The sequence below is a fragment of the Aeromonas hydrophila subsp. hydrophila ATCC 7966 genome, from assembly GCF_000014805.1.
Taxonomy (GTDB): Bacteria; Pseudomonadota; Gammaproteobacteria; order Enterobacterales; family Aeromonadaceae; genus Aeromonas; species Aeromonas hydrophila.
Map to the genome: position 1 here is coordinate 3,314,664 of NC_008570.1, position 16,834 is coordinate 3,331,497.

14 protein-coding genes are annotated in these 16,834 nt (G+C 64.1%); 9 read left to right on the forward strand and 5 right to left on the reverse strand.

The window, feature by feature from the left end; genetic code table 11:
* Window positions 1-17: 17 nt before the first annotated feature.
* Together AHA_RS14915 and AHA_RS14920 are read right to left on the reverse strand one after the other, a co-directional pair.
* On the reverse strand, window positions 18-353 hold the full coding sequence (locus tag AHA_RS14915; protein ID WP_017410690.1) for a DUF3634 family protein: 336 nt from the start codon (window positions 351-353) through the stop codon (window positions 18-20).
* 121 nt (window positions 354-474) lie between these two features.
* Window positions 475-1,443 carry a nucleoside hydrolase gene (locus AHA_RS14920; protein WP_011706748.1) on the reverse strand — a complete coding sequence of 323 codons (969 nt, stop codon included), beginning with the start codon at window positions 1,441-1,443 and terminating at the stop codon, window positions 475-477.
* Between the two features lie 283 nt (window positions 1,444-1,726).
* On the opposite strand from AHA_RS14920, the gene AHA_RS14925 reads away from it, so the two are divergent.
* Entirely contained in the window at window positions 1,727-2,284 is a 558-nt protein-coding gene (locus tag AHA_RS14925) for a HutD family protein (RefSeq protein ID WP_162901848.1), read from the forward strand.
* A 25-nt stretch (window positions 2,285-2,309) separates the two neighbouring features.
* Here the strand turns inward: AHA_RS14925 and AHA_RS14930 are convergent, their stop codons facing one another.
* Both AHA_RS14930 and azu read right to left on the reverse strand, forming a co-directional pair.
* Window positions 2,310-2,513: a hypothetical protein gene (locus tag AHA_RS14930; RefSeq protein ID WP_011706750.1), complete on the reverse strand. Its 204-nt coding sequence runs from the start codon at window positions 2,511-2,513 to the stop codon at window positions 2,310-2,312.
* Between the two features lie 191 nt (window positions 2,514-2,704).
* Window positions 2,705-3,145: an azurin gene (azu, locus tag AHA_RS14935; RefSeq protein WP_011706751.1), complete on the reverse strand. Its 441-nt coding sequence runs from the start codon at window positions 3,143-3,145 to the stop codon at window positions 2,705-2,707.
* A 329-nt stretch (window positions 3,146-3,474) separates the two neighbouring features.
* Here azu and AHA_RS14940 point away from each other — a divergent pair, with 329 nt between their 5' ends.
* Window positions 3,475-4,509, forward strand: a complete 1,035-nt coding sequence (locus AHA_RS14940) for an FAD:protein FMN transferase ApbE (RefSeq protein WP_011706752.1) — start codon at window positions 3,475-3,477, stop codon at window positions 4,507-4,509.
* Window positions 4,510-4,619: 110 nt separating this feature from the next.
* Here the strand turns inward: AHA_RS14940 and AHA_RS14945 are convergent, their stop codons facing one another.
* Window positions 4,620-5,825 carry an MDR family MFS transporter gene (locus tag AHA_RS14945; protein ID WP_011706753.1) on the reverse strand — a complete coding sequence of 402 codons (1,206 nt, stop codon included), beginning with the start codon at window positions 5,823-5,825 and terminating at the stop codon, window positions 4,620-4,622.
* 326 nt (window positions 5,826-6,151) lie between these two features.
* On the opposite strand from AHA_RS14945, the gene AHA_RS14950 reads away from it, so the two are divergent.
* From AHA_RS14950 to AHA_RS14980, 7 genes are all read left to right on the forward strand, one after another.
* Window positions 6,152-7,798: a tetratricopeptide repeat-containing response regulator gene (locus AHA_RS14950; protein WP_164927701.1), complete on the forward strand. Its 1,647-nt coding sequence runs from the start codon at window positions 6,152-6,154 to the stop codon at window positions 7,796-7,798.
* 54 nt (window positions 7,799-7,852) lie between these two features.
* Window positions 7,853-8,815: an ion channel gene (locus AHA_RS14955; RefSeq protein ID WP_011706755.1), complete on the forward strand. Its 963-nt coding sequence runs from the start codon at window positions 7,853-7,855 to the stop codon at window positions 8,813-8,815.
* A 111-nt stretch (window positions 8,816-8,926) separates the two neighbouring features.
* Window positions 8,927-9,733 (forward strand): exodeoxyribonuclease III, encoded by an 807-nt coding sequence (gene xthA / locus AHA_RS14960; RefSeq protein WP_011706756.1) that lies wholly within the window; start codon window positions 8,927-8,929, stop codon window positions 9,731-9,733.
* A 338-nt stretch (window positions 9,734-10,071) separates the two neighbouring features.
* Complete coding sequence (locus AHA_RS14965) at window positions 10,072-11,271, forward strand: efflux RND transporter periplasmic adaptor subunit (RefSeq protein WP_011706757.1); 1,200 nt, start codon at window positions 10,072-10,074, stop codon at window positions 11,269-11,271.
* Between the two features lie 9 nt (window positions 11,272-11,280).
* Window positions 11,281-14,409, forward strand: a complete 3,129-nt coding sequence (locus AHA_RS14970) for an efflux RND transporter permease subunit (protein ID WP_011706758.1) — start codon at window positions 11,281-11,283, stop codon at window positions 14,407-14,409.
* Window positions 14,410-14,583: 174 nt separating this feature from the next.
* Window positions 14,584-15,021: a hypothetical protein gene (locus AHA_RS14975; RefSeq protein WP_165444135.1), complete on the forward strand. Its 438-nt coding sequence runs from the start codon at window positions 14,584-14,586 to the stop codon at window positions 15,019-15,021.
* Window positions 15,022-15,304: 283 nt separating this feature from the next.
* Window positions 15,305-16,822 (forward strand): efflux RND transporter periplasmic adaptor subunit, encoded by a 1,518-nt coding sequence (locus AHA_RS14980; RefSeq protein ID WP_164927703.1) that lies wholly within the window; start codon window positions 15,305-15,307, stop codon window positions 16,820-16,822.
* Window positions 16,823-16,834: the final 12 nt, after the last annotated feature.

Here is a 16,834-nt window from a genome sequence, read left to right on the forward strand (position 1 = left end):
GCTATGTGAGTGACGACTCACCCCTTGCGCGGTTTGGAGCCGGAGAGCGGCACCGCCCCCAACCGGTAGTCACCATAGGGGAAGATATTGCGAAAGCGCTGAGCCACCGGCTCGGGAATGGAGCGGGAGAAGACCAGCTTGACCCCATCGCCATCGCGCTGACCCAGGATGCGCCCACGCACCGTCTCGTGACGCAGGATCTGCCTGGCCTGTTCGATGAACGCCGGCGACACCTTGCCCCGCTTGACCTGCACCTTGCCGGGCGCAAGCCGGATCTCGAACAGGGCGCCACGCCCCAGCTTCATCAACCACCAGATGAGGGCGATCGCCACCAGCAACGACAACCAGGCCATCCTGTTTCTCCTTCTTCACACGGTTGCGGACAGTATAAGCCGCAACTGGCCCCCGATTGTTTGGCGCGGATCACAGCCGCGCCTCAAGCCCGGCCGCAGGCCACCCTGCTCGCCGAGCCCCCTAGCGGCTGCGGCCCCAGGCCACCAGCGTCTCCCGATAGAGCGCCAGCAGCGCCTGATCCCGCACCGCCACCCCGACCTGCTGGGCGCGATAATCGGCCCAGCCGTCGTGGGGGTGGGACATGCCGTCAAATTTCTGCAGGGTGTGACCGATGGCGGGCCCCTCGTTGATGACCCGCACCGGCCCCTCGCGCAGGGTGAACAGGGTCGGATCGATCACGTAGGCAATGGCGGACGGGTCGTGCACGTGGCAGCCGTCGAGCCCGATCCGCTCCGAGTAGAAGCGCAGATAGAAGCGGCTGACATCCCACAGGAAGCGCCCCGGCTCACCCGCGTCGTCACGCAGCGCATCCAGATAGGCGCTGCTGAAGAAGCTCTGCTGGGTCACGTCCAGCCCGATGATCACCACCGGCCAGTCGGCGGTGAACACCCGGTCGGCGGCATCCGGATCGTCGTGGATGTTGGCCTCGGCATAGGGAGTCACGTTGCCGCGATGACCGTTGACGCCAAAGGCGCCCCCCATCACCACCACCTGCTTCACCAGGCCGGTGATCTCGGGGGCCTCTTGCAGCGCCAGCGCCAGGTTGGTGAGCGGACCTATGGTGACCAGGGTGATCTCGCCGGGCGCGGCCTTCACCGCCTCGACGATATACTGCCAGGCCGGCCTGGGATCCAGCGCCAGGGTCACTTCCCCCGCCGTCACGTCTCCAAACCCGCTCGGCCCGTGCACCACGGTGGTCGGGCCCACCGGCTCGCGCCGCAGCGGGGCGGCTGCCCCTTGTGCCACGTCCGCCTTCATGCCGTATTGCTGCTTGAGCCAGAGGGCGTTGTGGGTACCGTTCTCGATGGTGGCGTTGCCAAATACGGTGGTGATGGCGAGCAGCTCGATGGCGGGGTGGGCTTCGGCAAACAGAATTGCCATGGCGTCATCGATACCGGGATCGGTATCCAGAATGATCTTGTGAGTCATGGGGCCTCCTTGGGCAACAGAGCAGCCAGTGTAGCGAGCCGCCGCCGCTTTAACAGCGCCGGGATCACAGCCTGAGGCTTTGCCCTTGCCCGCCTTGTCCAAGTGGCGGCATTTCATACAGGGATGGCGACGCGGCAGGAGGCAAAGAGGGGCGAAGCGGGTGGCACCGGCGAAATAGTGGGCAAGCGAATGGCCGGTGAGTGCCGCAGCCTTGTGGAGCGGCGGGCGGGGTGGTATCACTGGGCCACACGATTCACCCCGCTCACCACCTGCCGAGGCGCCATTGATCACCCTGATAAAAGAGTCCGACCAGCTGAAGATGCCCTGGAAGAACAAGCAGGGCACCACAGCCCAGATCCTCATCTCCCCTGCCGGCACCAGCCTCGACAGGCTCGATTTTGCCTACCGGCTGAGCTCGGCGCCCATCAAGGGGGCCGGCCCCTTCTCGAAATTCCCCGGCTATCAGCGCATCCTGCTGCCCATCAGCGGGGCCGGCTTCGTGCTCAACGGCCACCCCTACGCCACCTTCGAGGCGGCCCACTTCAGCGGAGATGACGACACCCACTGCGAACTGCTGAAAAAAGAGGTGACGGATCTGGGGCTCATCTATGATCCGGCCCGCCTCAGCGCCAACATCCGGGTGCTCAACCTGCCCTTCCCGCTCACCCTCACCCTGGAAGCGGACAAGACCTATCTCTGTTACCTGTTGAGCGGCCAGCTCACGGCGGCGGGCCACCCCATGGCGGTCAACGAAACTCTGCTGATCAGCGGCGAGCAGAGCATCCACTTCGACTGCCAGAAGAAGAGCGCCATCGCCTTCTTTACCCTGCAGCCCAAGTAGGCGGCAGGAGCAGGCCTGACACCGGTCAGCGTTTGGGCGCCCGTCCGCCGCTATCTAGGCAGGCCTGCATGGAGTCGTAGGGAGTGTAGTGCTTGGTGCGGCTGTAATAGGTGCCGCCCTGGGGATGGCAGATGCCGTTTCTGCTCTTCTTGACCGGCGGCTCCGCTGCCAGCGCGATGGCGCACACCAGCAGCAGGCAACCGCTGATCACCCATTTCATGGCTTTCATGACGACCTTGGTTCCTCTCGAGCGGGCCCAGCAGGCCCGAAAGGCGCCTATTTTACCCTCTCACTCCCCCGCTCACCTGGCGCCGGATCATAAAACGGCGTGCGATAGCACCATCACAGGAATCCAACTCACGCCGCAAGCAGGCACAAAAAAGCCGGGCAGTGCCCGGCTTCTGGGTCGACAAGCTCTGTTTAACCGACCTTGAAGGTGCCCTTCATCATGGCGAAGTGGCCGGGGAAGGAGCAGAAGAAGGTGAGATCTTTGCCGGCCAGGCCGTCAGTCTTGAAGGTGACGCTGGTGCTCTCGCCGCCGCCCACCAGTTTGGTGTGGGCCAGCACGCGCGGGTCATCCTTGGGCAGGTAGTTGTTGTCGGCACCGGCGCTCATGCCAGCAGTGGCCACTGCCTGATAGTCGGCGGTGGTGGCCAGCGCCCAGTTGTGGCCCATGGCGGTCACCGGCATCTTGCCGGTATGGTTCAGGGTCACGGTTACCTCTTTGCAGGTGGCCGGGACGCTCATCTCCTTGAGGTTGTACTGCATGGCATCATTGCCTTCGATGACCAACGCGCACTCATCGGCCAGAGCCGGGGCCGCCAGGGTGCTCAGAAACAGCAGGGTAATCGCCTTTTTCATCATCCTCTCCTTTGATTGGCAATAGATGGCAACACAATTGCCTGCGGGCTCGCACCATGGCTGGCAAACATGCTGTCAAAATCGACCTTATTCTACTCAACTGTCGTCATTCGGCTATGTCTTTAGCGCAAAGCTGCGGGTCAGGTCACCAGATTGCCCCCATTTTTTGTCTGGACGCACCGGCCGCGCCACCCACTAACCACTCTTTGTTTAATTATCCCCCGCACTTTTGTCCAGCCGCGACTCGCCCGCCGCCGCCCCCTTGGCTAAGCTGGCGACCCCGGCACGCTTGTCTTCCGTGCCATCCGTTTCAGCCAAAGAGATCCCGCATGTCGCTTCTTGCTCACCCGGCCCACCGTGGCCTGTTGTTGACCCTGCTGCTGATGCTGACCGCCTGTCAGCCGGCCCCGACCCGCATTCAGGGCAAGACCATGGGTACCTTTTACGCGGTGACCCTGAGCGACCCCTTCCCGGGCGGCGAGCCGGCGCTGCAGCAAGAGGTCGATGCCCTGCTGGTGCGCATGAATCACGAGATCTCCACCTACGACCCGAACTCCCTCATCTCCCGCTTCAATCAGGGCAGCGGCCAGCCCCCCATGGCCATTCCCGCCACCATGGCCAACATCGTGCAGCAGGGAATCGACGCCGGCCATCTCACCGCAGGCAAGCTCGACGTCACCGTGGGCCCGCTGGTCAACCTGTGGGGATTCGGGCCGGACAAGCGGCCCGTCAAACGGCCCAGCGCCGAGCAAATTGCCAGCGCCCGCCACAAGGTGGGCATCGACCGGCTGACATTGGCACCCGAGGGGGATCACTTCCTGCTCGGCAAGCGCATCCCTGACCTCTACCTCGATCTCTCCACCCTGGGCGAAGGAGCGGCCTCTGACGAGATTGCCGGCCTGCTGGAGCAAAAAGGGGTGCACAACTACCTCATCGAGGTGGCCGGCGCCGTGCGCAGCAAGGGCAACAACGCCAAGGGCAAGCCCTGGCGGGTGGCCATCGTCGAGCCGTCCGACCAGCCCGGCGCCTTCTCTGACGTGGTGATCCCCAACGGCATGGCCCTCAGCACCGCCGGCAGCTATCGCAACTACTATGAGCTCGACGGCAAGCGCTACTCCCACATCATCGACCCCGCCACCGGCCAGCCCATTACCCACAAGCTGGTCTCCGCCAGCGTCATCACCCCGACCGCGCTCGAGGCCGACGCCCTCGACACCGCCCTCATGGTGATGGGGCCGGAGCAGGCGATGGCCTTTGCCAAGGCGCACGGTCTCGCGGTCTATCTCATCGTCAAGACCGAGCAGGGCTTCGCCGCCAGCCATACCCCCCAGTTCGCCCCCTATCTGGTGACCAAACAGCCATAAATCAGCCTCCTTGTCTTCACGTCTGTACTAGTCGATGGGAGTACGCCAAGGCGCCGGAGCCACCGGCAGCTTGGCATCAGGTCAGTGACCACCGATCGGCTGCGTTCAGGCTACTCCCCGCAGCCGGCCGAGTCGGCTGACGGACGCGCCACCCGGTTGCCCGCCCCGTAGAGGAGAAACACCAGCACGCAAATCGCGGTCATCACGGCGAACAGGGCCGGGCCGCCCCACACCTGCAACAGCCAGCCCCCCACCAGGGGCGAGAGCGCCCAGCCAAGCCCGGCCAGCGCGCTGGCCCCGAAGTAGCTCCCCTTGAGGTGGGCCGGCGCCATCTCGTCGATCAGCACATTGAAGAGCGGGAACAGCACCGCTTCCCCCACGCTCAGCAAGAACACCGCCACCAGCCAGGGCCACAGCAGGGCCGGACTCGACAGGGCGAACAGCACCTGGGCGGACGCCATCAGCAGGATGGAGAACTGCAGCCGCAGGCTCACCCGCCAGCGCCGGGTCAGGTGCAGCAGCGGAAACTGCAGGGTGATGATGGTCAGCGCATTGGTGGCCACCAGCAGGGCCACCAGGGTTTCCACCTCGGGGGCGCCGGCGCGGGTCAGGTACTGGATCAGCGGCGACTCCACCTGGGCGTAGACCAGCATCATCAGCAAGTTGGCGAGGATGAACAGCATGAAGGCCCGATCCCGCCCCACCACCCTGAGCATGGCCCCCAGGGTGAGACCCACATCCGGCCGGCCAGCGCACTCGCGGCGAAAACCGAGCAGGAAGGCGATGCCGAGCAGGCCATAGCTGGCGGCCGTCACCACGAAGGTCTCCTGGCGTGCACCGAGCCCCACCATGACGCCGATGAGGGGCCCCACCCCCGCCCCCACGTTGAGCAGGAAGTAGCGCAGGTGCTGAGCCAGCTCCCGCTGCGCCTTCTCGGGCAGCAGATCCCCCATCAGCGCCTTGCCCGGCGTGTCGATGAAGGCGTAGGAGAGACCCGAGCCAAACACCCCGAGGGCGATGAGCCAGAGGGAGTGGCCGAACCCGAGCAGCAGGTAGGCACCGCACGACAGGGCGCAACCGAGCAGCAGTATGGTGCGCCGGCCGAGCCGGTCGGAGAGCCAGCCAACGTAGAAGCCGATGAGGCAGGAGAGCACGGCCGCGCCGCCCAGCAGCATCCCGATGCCGGACGCCGAGAGATCATACTCCCGGTAGAGCAGGATCGAGAGAAAGGGCCAGACCATGAAGAAACTGGTGCGCACCATGAAGGTACCCAGGATCACGATCCAGACCAGCGGAGGAAAGGGGGGCAGGCGCATGGGAACTCCTTGTCGCGCAATGGCAGCTGATCCGCAGGGGAAAGCGTTCAGTGGTATCAAAAGACACCTGAGCGCACAATCCCCAGCCCGAAAAAAACCGCCCGAGGGGGCGAACTCAGCACCGGTCGGTGGGCGGCTTCATCGTTCAGGTCAGGCAGGCGTTCGCCACCTACCCTCCCCCAGTTCCCCCCCTTATTTGGTCCGGCAGAAGCCATGAATGGCGGGGCTTGGCGGAAAAACCATGGCTGCGCCCCATGTTCAATTGCCTGTCTGCGCGCTTTGGTGGCACACTTCTGTTATCCGCCCGTAGCGCCCTGACCAGACAGATGCAGATACCGGAATCCGAGCCAGAGAAAAAAGCCCCACCCAAACCGAAGCGCATCCTGCTGGTCAATGAACAGCGCTCCTTTCAGGTGATGATGAAGGCGATGCTGATCAACATCGGCATCAGCCGCATCACCTATGCCAACTCGGCCGAAGAGGCGAGACGACGCTGCCAGAAAGAGACCTTTGACATCTATCTGCTCGATTACGAGCTGGGGGTCGGCGAGAACGGCCGCCAGCTGCTGGAGAGCCTGCGGGATCAGAAGCTCATTCCGCCCCAGAGCGTGGTGATCATGGTGAGCGGCGACAGCTCCCGCGCCATGGTGCTGAGCGCGCTGGAAGCCGAGCCCGACGAATACCTGATGAAGCCCTTCTCCCAGGAGCAGTTTTCGTTTCGTCTCAAACGCGCCCTCGCCCGCCGTCAGGCGCTGGAGAGCGTGTTCAGCGCCCTTGCCAAAGAGGATCTGCCCACCCTGCTCGCCGCCTGCGCCGAGCGGGCCGATGCGGTGCCTCGCTTTGCCAACTTCTGCCGCTGCCTGCAGGCCGACACCCAGCTCAAGCTGGGCCAGGCCAAGGAGGCCCGCAGCCTGATGCGCCAGCTGCTGGCCGGCCAGGAGAACAGCTGGGCCCGCCTGACGCTAGGCAAGGCGTGCCACACCCTGGGGCTGAACGAAGAGGCGGTGAGCCACCTGCAGGCCACCCTCAAGAACACCCCGCTGATGGTGGAGGCCCACCTCTGGCTGGCAGAGTCCCAGCTCGCGCTCGGCAACGACGAACAGGCCCAGCAGGAGCTCAAGCGGGCGGTCGACATCTCGCCTCAGTCGGTGCAGCTCTCCCGCCGGCTGGCGGAGGTGTGCCTGCTGCGCCACGACTACGCCCAGGCCAAGGACGTGTTGCTGTCGCTGATCGACCTGTCGCGCAACTCCATTCATCGCACCCCCCACTACCTGGGGGCCTATATCCAGTCGCTGACCCTCTACGCCCTCAACAGCAACGACATCTACCACATCGCCAACCTGCAAAAGCAGGTCAACTCGGCCCTGTCGCGCATCCGCGATTCGCTGATGATGTCGGAGTTCAACTACCCGGTGTTCGAGCAGATCTGCCAGGCCCGGGTGCAGATCGCCCTCGGCGAGCTGCTCAAGGGCAAGAAGATGCTCTACCGCGCCAACCAGAACTGGCTCGATCAGCCTGCCACCATGCCCCCCAGCCTGCTGGGCGAGACCATCCTCGCCCTCTATCAGCTCGGCGAGTTCGAATATGCCGAGAGCCTGCAGGCGCTGCTGGCCGAAGACGAGGATCGGCTGCTCACCACCTGCATCCAGGCCACCCGCGACGACAAGACAGTGCTCGAGCGTCGCCAGCGCTACCAGCAGCTCAACGAGCTGGGCATCAAAGCTTATCAGAGCGGCGAGCTGGAGCAGGCGCTCGGCCACTTTCGCGAAGCGCTGCGCCGGGCCCCGGCCAATACCGGCGCCGCCCTCAACAAGATCCAGGTGCTGCTGCAGCTGATGCAGAAAAACCGCAAGAGCCCGGAGTTTGGCGCCGAGTGCAAGGAGACCCTGGAGGTGCTGGACGGCATCCCCCTCAATCCGGCCCAGCAGGATCGTTTTCGCAAGCTGCGTCAGGAGTTTACCCAGCTCAGCTGACCAGGGCCCGCTCGCCTATGCTGATACTGACTCGGCAAAGGGAGGAGAGTGGCGATGGCCATGTGTCGATATCTGGTGGCGGACGGTCGCCACTGCAGCGAAGAGGCGGGAGACCATGATCTGTGCCGCTGGCACGATCCCCACGCCAATCATCAGGATCCCCACACCGCCCGCGAGCTGGAGCACTACATCCAGCAGGGCGGGCTGTGCCACGGCCTGCAACTGGCCCGCGCCAATCTGTCGGGCCTCAACCTGGTGAAAAAGGGGGCCCCGCAGGGGTTCCTGCTGGAACAGTGCAACCTCTACCGCGCCAACCTGCAGGGGGCTCATCTCTACGGCATTCGCATCAAGGGTGGCAGCCTGATGAAGGCGGATCTCAGCGAAGCCAACCTGCACTGCGCCACCCTCGACGACGTCAACCTGCTCGGCATTCGCTGGCACAATACCCGTCTCGACAACCTGGATACCGGCAAACGGCTGATGCAGGAGCGACGCGGCCGCAAGGAGCGCGACCCGGTGCAGGCCCGCATCTGGCTCAAAGAGGCCGAAGAGACCTATCGCGATCTGCGCAAGGCCTCGGAGGCGCAAGGTATCTTCACCATGTCCGGCCGCTACATCCAGCAGGAGCTGACCATGCGCCGGCTGCAGCTGCCGTTCTGGTCGACCCAGCGCTTCACCTCCTGGATCGTCGATCTGTTCTGCGGTTACGGCGAGGCCCCCATGCGGGTGGTGCTCTTCTCCCTGCTGCTCATCTTCATCTGCAGCATCTTCTACTTCTTCTTTGGCCTGAGCTTCAACGGCAACCACCTCATCTACCGGCCCGGCGCTCCTGTTGAGCAGAACGCCATCTTCCTGCTGGAGTGCCTCTACTACAGCGTGGTGACCTTCACCACCCTGGGTTATGGCGACTTCACCCCCATCGGCCTCTCGCGCCTCTTCGCCGCCTTCGAGGCCTTCACCGGCAGCTTCACGCTGGCGCTGTTTGTGGTGGTGTTCGTCAAGAAGATGACCCGTTGAGCCCGCTATGGCGGGCGGCCCGTCCCGGATGTGGCCCCTCGCCTTCACTTGCATCCACGGCGGATTCCTAGTCCAATAGCCACTTATAAAAATGACATGAGCATCCCGGACATGAAGATCATCTCTTTCAATATCAATGGCCTGCGCGCCCGCCTGCACCAGCTGAAAGCCATCATCGACAAGCATCAGCCGGATGTGATCGGCCTGCAGGAGATCAAGGTACACGACGAGGCCTTCCCGCTGGCCGACGTGGAGGCCATGGGCTATCACGTAGAGTTTCACGGCCAGAAGGCCCACTACGGGGTGGCCATCATGAGCAAGCAGAAGCCGGTCAAGGTGGAGAAAGGCTTCCCCACCGACGATGAAGAGGCCCAGCGCCGGATGATCATGGCCACCTTCGAGCGCGAAGACGGCTCCCTCATCAAGGTGATGAACGGCTACTTCCCGCAGGGTGAAAGCCAGGATCACGAGACCAAGTTCCCGGCCAAGCAGAAGTTCTACGAGGATCTGCAGCGCTATCTGGAGACCCACCACACCCCGAGCGATCAGCTAGTGCTGATCGGGGATATGAATATTTCCCCCACCGATCTCGACATCGGCATCGGCGAAGCGAACCGCAAGCGCTGGCTGCGGGATGGCAAGTGCTCCTTCCTGCCCATCGAGCGCGAATGGATGGAGCGGCTGAAAGGGTTCGGCCTGACCGACACCTTCCGCGCCGCCAACCCCACCGAGTGCGAGCGCTTCTCCTGGTTTGACTACCGCTCCAGGGGCTTTGACGAGAACCGGGGCCTGCGCATCGACCTCATCATGGCCTCCGACGCCCTCAAGGACACCGTGACCGAGACCGGCATCGACTACGAGCTGCGCGGCATCGACAAGCCTTCGGATCACGCCCCCATCTGGGCCTGCTTCGCCTGATAACGACAACAGAGGGGGCATTTGAAGCCCCCTCTGTGACCAAGCCCCCACTTCCCCCGCTTTTTCCTTCTTATAATTCCCTCCGGGTCTCCTGCTCCCCAGCAAGGTCACGATGCAGGGTCTGCCAGACTGACACAAATTGTCGCAGCCCCCTCCGCCACGGCGCGATCGACACCGACAACTTTCAGTGTCGAGCAGCCTGGGTTCAATATTCGTGCTCTATCATTAGAAAACTGTCAGTAATCCAATGAGTTAAATTTGTAACCATGCAGTTAACCATGTTCATGAAGAAAAAGGCTGGGCGCGGCAATCGCGCACCATCCCACAGGAGTGTGATGATGAAGGTGCAATACGTCAGGGAAGAGATGTTCAAGCGCGGCTGTATCGCCCTGGCACTGGCCAGCGCACTGACCGCCTGTGGTGATGAACCGGCCACCGGGGCCCAGGCTCTGCCGCCGGTCCCCGTGGTGGTGGCCGAGGTCAAGCTGACCGACGTGCCGATGACCACCGAAATGGTGGGCGAGACCGCCGGTTTTCGCGAAATTGACGTGCGTTCCCGGGTGAGCGGCATCCTGCTCAAGCGCACCTACATCGAGGGGCAGCCGGTCACCGCCGGTCAGGCGCTGTTCCTGATCGATCCCGAGCCCTACAAGGTGGCGCTGGAGCAGGCCAAGGGCACCCTGGCCCAGGAGCAGGCCCGCCTCAACAAGGCCCGCGCCGACCGGGATCGCATCATCCCGCTGTTCAAGCGCCAGGTGGTGAGCCGCAAGGACTATGACGACACCATCGCCAACTACGAGGCGGCCATCGCCAGCCATCAGGCCGCCCAGGCCAAGGTGAAAGAGGCCGAACTCAACCTCAGCTACACCCAGGTCACCGCCCCCATCAACGGCATGGCGAGCAAGAGCTCCCAGTCCGAGGGCAGCCTCATCTCCACCAGCGGCGAAAACGGCCTGCTCACCACCATCACCCAGTTCGATCCCCTCTACGTCAACTTCTCCTACTCGGAGCAGGATCGCCTCAACTTCGAGAACTCGGTGAAAAAGGGATTGATTGAGGCCAAAGATGCCACCAACTGGCGCACCCACATCCGGCTGGCGGACGGCTCCGTCTACCCCGAGGCAGGCAAGCTCAACTTCTCCGACAGCCGGGTCGACCCGCAGACCGGCACCATCCGGGCCCGCGCCATCTTCGACAACAAGGACGGCGTGCTGCTGCCAGGCCAGTTCGTGCGCATGACCATCGATCTGGGCACCCGCAAAAATGCCATCCTGGTGCCGCCGCGCGCCATCGTCCAGTCCCAGGCCGACCGCATGGTGATGGTGGTGGACAAAGAGAACAAGGTGGTGCCCCGCCCGGTCAAGCTGGGTTCCGTGGTCGACAGCGGCGTGCTGATCGACAGCGGCCTCGAGCCCGGTGAGCGCTATATCGTCGAGGGGCTGATGAAGGCCCGTCCCGGCGCCGTGGTCAAGCCCGTCTCTGCCGAAGAGATGAAGGCGATCACCACCAAGATGGTCGGCCAGAACGCGGCCAAGTAAGGAGTTCGTATGTTTTCCAAGTTCTTCATCGAACGCCCCATCTTCGCCAGCGTGATTTCGATCATCATAGTGCTGGGCGGGTTGGCGGCGATGCGATCGCTGCCCATCGAGCAGTACCCGCAGATCACCCCGCCGGTGGTGTCGGTCACCGCCTTCTATCCGGGCGCCACCCCCGAGGTGATCTCCCAGACGGTGGCTGCACCGCTCGAACAGCAGATCAACGGCGTGGAGCGGATGCTCTACATGCAGTCGGGTTCGGCCTCCAACGGCCAGATGAACCTCAACGTCTACTTCGAGATCGGCACCGATCCGGATCAGGCCACCATCAACGTCAACAACCGGGTCTCGGCCGCCATGGCCCAGCTGCCGGAAGAGGTGAAGAAGCAGGGGGTGACGGTCAAGAAGAAATCGACCTCGATCCTGCAGGTGGTCACCCTGCAATCGCCTGACGGCACCTTCGATACCACCTACCTGTCGAACTACGCCTTGCTCAACATCATCGACGAGCTCAAGCGGATTCCCGGGGTCGGTGACACCACCCTGTTCGGCGGCACCGACTACGCCATGCGCATCTGGCTCAGGCCGGATCGACTGGCCCAGCTCGAACTCACCCCGAGCGACGTGATCGGTGCCATCCGCGAGCAGAACACCCAGTTTGCGGCCGGCAAGATCGGCGCCCAGCCTACCACGGCCCCCATCGACTTCACCTACACGGTGCAGACCAAGGGACGGCTGGAGGATGTGCGCGAGTTCCAGAACATCATCATCCGCTCCATGCCGGACGGCTCGAAGATCCGGGTCAAGGACGTGGCCAGGGTCGAGCTCGGCGGCAAGGACTACGACCTGCTGGCCAAGGCCAACGGCAAGCCGGCCATCGGTATCGCCACCTATCTGCAACCGGGCGCCAACGCCGTGGCGGTAGCCGATCAGGTGCACGCCACCATGCTGCGCCTCAAGGAGCGCTTCCCGCAGGACATCGAGTACCAGATCCCCTACGACACCACCGAGTTCGTGAAGATCTCCATCGAGGAGGTGGTACACACCCTGTTCGAGGCGATCGTGCTGGTGTTCGTGGTGGTCTACCTGTTCCTGCAGAACTTCCGCGCCACCCTGATCCCCTGTATCGCGGTGCCGGTGTCGCTCATCGGCACCTTCGCCGGCATGCTGGTGCTGGGCTTCTCCATCAACCTGCTGACCCTGTTCGGCATGGTGCTCGCCATCGGTATCGTGGTGGATGACGCCATCGTGGTGCTGGAGAACGTCGAGCGGATCATGCAGGAGAAGAAGTGCTCGCCCAAAGAGGCGGCCATCCTCGCCATGCAGGAGGTCTCCGGCCCGGTGGTCGCCATCGTGCTGGTGCTGTGCGCCGTGTTCCTGCCGGTCGCCTTCATGGGCGGCATGACCGGGGTGATGTACAAGCAGTTCGCCATCACGGTGGCGGTGTCGGTGGCCATCTCAGGTCTGGTGGCGCTGACCCTGTCGCCGGCCCTCTGTGCCGTGTTGCTCAAAGAGGGCCACCACAAGCCGGCCCGCTTCTTTGTCTGGTTCAACAACGCCTTCGACGGCCTCACCCGCCGTTACGTGCGCGGGGTGGCCTTCCTCAACCGCCGGGTCGGGGTGGCGTTCACCATCATCGCCTTCATCCTGGTCTCCATCTACGGCCTGCTGATGAAGGTGCCAGGCGAGCTGGTACCGAACGAAGATCAGGGCTACCTGCTCTCCGCCGTCATGCTGCCGGATGCGGCCTCCCTCACCCGCACCCAGGCGGTGGCGAACGACTTCGACCAGATGGCGATGGCCAACCCCAACGTGAAGGACGTCATCACCTTCTCGGGCTTTGACATCCTCTCCAACGCCATCATCAGCAACAGCGGCATCAGCTTCATCACCCTCAAGGACTGGAGCGAGCGGCAAGGTGCCGGGCAGGACTCCTTCTCCCTGGCCAAGACCTTCCAGGGCATGAGCCTGATGGGGCTGGCGGACGGCTTCGTCGCCTCCTTCAACCCGCCTCCCATCACCGGCATGTCCACCACCGGCGGGCTGGAGGCCTACCTGCAGAACCGCAGCACCGGCAATGCCCAGGCCTTCTCGGCCGAGGTGCAGCGCTTCCTCGAGGCGGCCAAGCAGCGCCCCGAGTTCGCCAGCGTGACCAGCACCTACCGCGCCAACGTGCCCCAGGTCTATCTCGATCTGGATCGCGAGAAGGCCAAGGCGCTGGGGCTGCCCATCAACGCCGTGTTCGACACCATGCAGGCCACCTTCGGCCAGGTCTATGTCAACGACTTCAACCAGTTCGGCCGTACCTACCGGGTGCAGTTGCAGTCCGAGGCGGACTACCGCGCCAAGAAGAGCGACATCCGCAACGTCTATGTGCGCTCCGACAAGGGGGAGATGATCCCGCTCAGCAGCCTGGTGACGGTGCGTGATGCCACCGGCCCCGAACTGGTGGAGCGCTTCAACATCTTCCAGGCGGCCAAGATCATGGCCCAGCCAGCACCCGGCTACAGCTCCGGCCAGGCCATCGCCGCGCTGGAAGCCGTGGCCGACGAGTCCCTCGGCAACGACGCCAAGCTGGAGTGGACCGGCTCCGCCTATCAGGAGAAAGCGGCCGCCGGCAGTGCGGGCACCGCGTTCGGCTTCGGCATAGTGATGATCTTCCTCATCCTGGCGGCCCAGTACGAACGCTGGAGCCTGCCGTTTGCGGTGATCACCGCCGTCCCGTTCGCCCTGTTCGGCGCCCTGCTTGCCACCTGGCTGGTGGGTCTGACCAACAACGTCTACTTCCAGATAGGGTTGGTGACCCTGGTGGGTCTGGCGGCCAAGAACGCCATCCTGATCGTGGAGTTCGCGGTGATGAAGCACGAAGAGGGCATGAGCCTCATCGAGTCGGCGCTGGAGGCGGCACGGCTGCGTTTTCGCCCCATCGTCATGACCTCGCTCGCCTTCATCCTCGGCTGTGTGCCGCTGGTCACCTCCAGCGGCGCCGGTGCGGCGAGCCGTCACGCCCTCGGCTGGCCGGTCATCGGCGGCATGCTGGCGGCGACCTTCATCGCCATCTTCTTCATCCCGCTGTTCTTCCGCCTCATCATGCGGCGCTCGGAACGCGCTGGCGGCAAGACGGCGCAACCCAAGTCGTAAGTCACAGCCCCCGCCATGCGGGGGCTTTTTTTATCCGCCAGGAGAGACAATACCCCGCAGCCGGGCCCGAGCCGCGAGCGGGATCACGCGGCCGCCATCCCGTTGCCCACATACCTTGACCTTGCTCTCAAGGTAAGGTTTACAGTGCCCCCAGTCATTGTCAGGATTTTCCCCATGCTCGTAGCGAGATTGCCCATCGAACGCATTGCCCGGCTGTTGCTGGGGCTGATGCTCGTCTGCAATCTCACCCTCTGCATCGGCTGGCACGGGGTGGATGCCCTCAATGCCGCCATGACTCACGGCAATCAGGCCATGAGCGACAGCGCCATGCAGGGGCTCTCCTGCCACGGGGCAAGCCCGGATGTGGGAGCGCAAGATGCCGCCAGCCAGGAGTGCCAGATGCACGGCGGGCTCACCTCGACCGGCACTCCCGGCCTGCCGCTGCTGGCCGCCCTGCTGACCTTGCTCGCGCTGCCGCTGTTGCTGCTGCCCCTCGGGACGGCGAACAGCGTGCTGGACAACTGGTTGCGGGATCCCTTCCTGCGATCCCGCGGCACCCACCCTCCCTCCTGGCCGCGCCGACACCTGATGTTGTCGGTGCTGCGCCACTAGAAAGATCTTCTCTCGCGGCAACAGCAAGCCTCGGCTTGCCCGTTTTCTGCCGCCTTGCCTGACCCTGCGCCCTGGCCAAACCGGCCCGCTCGCAGGGAGCCGTGCGCGCTGACACAGCTGCGCCCCGTTTGCCGCCTCGTGGTGATGCCCTGCCCGCGCACACCACCACACCGGCGGCCTGACAGAAGAGAAGAGATACCATGTCATCCACCCCCGTTACCCGGTCTGCCTGCGCGCGGCCGCGCCAGCCGTCCCTTCGCCTCCCGCGCACCGGAGGCTTGTCATGAACAAGACACTGTTGATGTCCGCCCTGCTGCTGGCCCTCGGCGCCGGTGGCGGCTACTGGGCTGCCAAACAGACCAGTGCAGGCCCCACTGCCAAGGAGAAGACGCCCCTCTACTGGGTCAACCCCATGGATCCGCGCGACAAGCGCGATGCCCCCGCCAAGGACAACATGGGGATGGACTTCATCCCTGTCTATGAGGAAAAACAGGGCGGCTCACCCGGCACAGTCACCATCAACCCCGAGATCCAGCAGAACCTGGGGGTGCGGCTCGCCAAGGTGGAGAAGCTGCCCATCCACCAGCAGATCGAGACGGTGGGCTACGTCGGCTATGACGAGGACCGGCTGGAGGCGGTCAACGCCCGCATGGCAGGCTGGATCCGCACCCTTGCCATCAAGAGCGAGGGGCAGCAGGTGAGCAAGGGGAGCCTTATCTACGAGCTCTACGCCCCGGATCTGGTCAACGCCCAGCACGAGTATCTGCTCGCTCTCAACACCGCCAACCCCCTGCTGCTGCGCGCCGCCGAGGGCAAGCTCAAGTCCCTGCAGGTACCGGCAGATCAGATTGCGGCCCTCAAGCGCAGCCGTCAGGTACAGGAGACGGTGCGCATCTATGCCCCCAGCAGCGGTTATGTCTCCGAGCTGAAGGTGCGCGAGGGCCAGTATGTGGAGCCCGCCGCGGCGCTCTTTAACATCAGCACCCTCAAGCAGGTGTGGGTGAGCGCCGAGGTGTTCGAGCGCCAGGCCGCCCAGCTGAAGGTGGGCGACCCGGTCACCATGACCCTGGATTACGCCCCCGGCCGCAGCTGGCAGGGCAGGGTCGATTACCTCTACCCGACCCTGGATGCCGCCACCCGCACCCTCAAGGTGCGGCTGCGCTTCGCCAACCCGGACGAGTTCCTGAAACCCAACATGTTCGCCAAGGTGAGCATTCGCACCGGACAGGGCGAACCCCGGCTGGTGGTACCGAGCGGAGCGGTGATCCGCACCGGCAGCCAGGACAGGCTGGTGCTGGCACTGGGGGATGGCAGCTTCAAGTCGGTCGCCGTCACCCTGGGCCCCCAGTTTGGCGACAAGGTCGCCATCAAGGCAGGGGTCGAAGCAGGGGACAGCATCGTCAGCTCGGCCCAGTTTCTGCTCGACTCCGAATCGGCCATCGATTCGGACTTCCAGCGCATGACGGCAGTGCGCCCCGCCCAGGTGTGGACCCAGGGCGAGGTTGAAAGCGTCGATCTGGCCAACCGCACCCTGATGGTCTCCCACCAGCCCATCCCCGAGTGGCAGTGGCCCGCCATGGAGATGGAGTTCACCGTGGCGGACGGGGTCGACATCAGCAAGCTGGCCGCAGGACAGACCCTTCATCTGCAGGTGATGCAGGAGGGGGATGAGTACCGCATCACCACCATCCATCAGGAGCAAGCGCCGGCAAACGGCGATACCACCAAGCCCGCAACGGATGAGATGGGCAAGATGGAAGGCATGGACCATAGCCAGCACGATATGGGAGCCAAATCATGATCCCTTCCATCA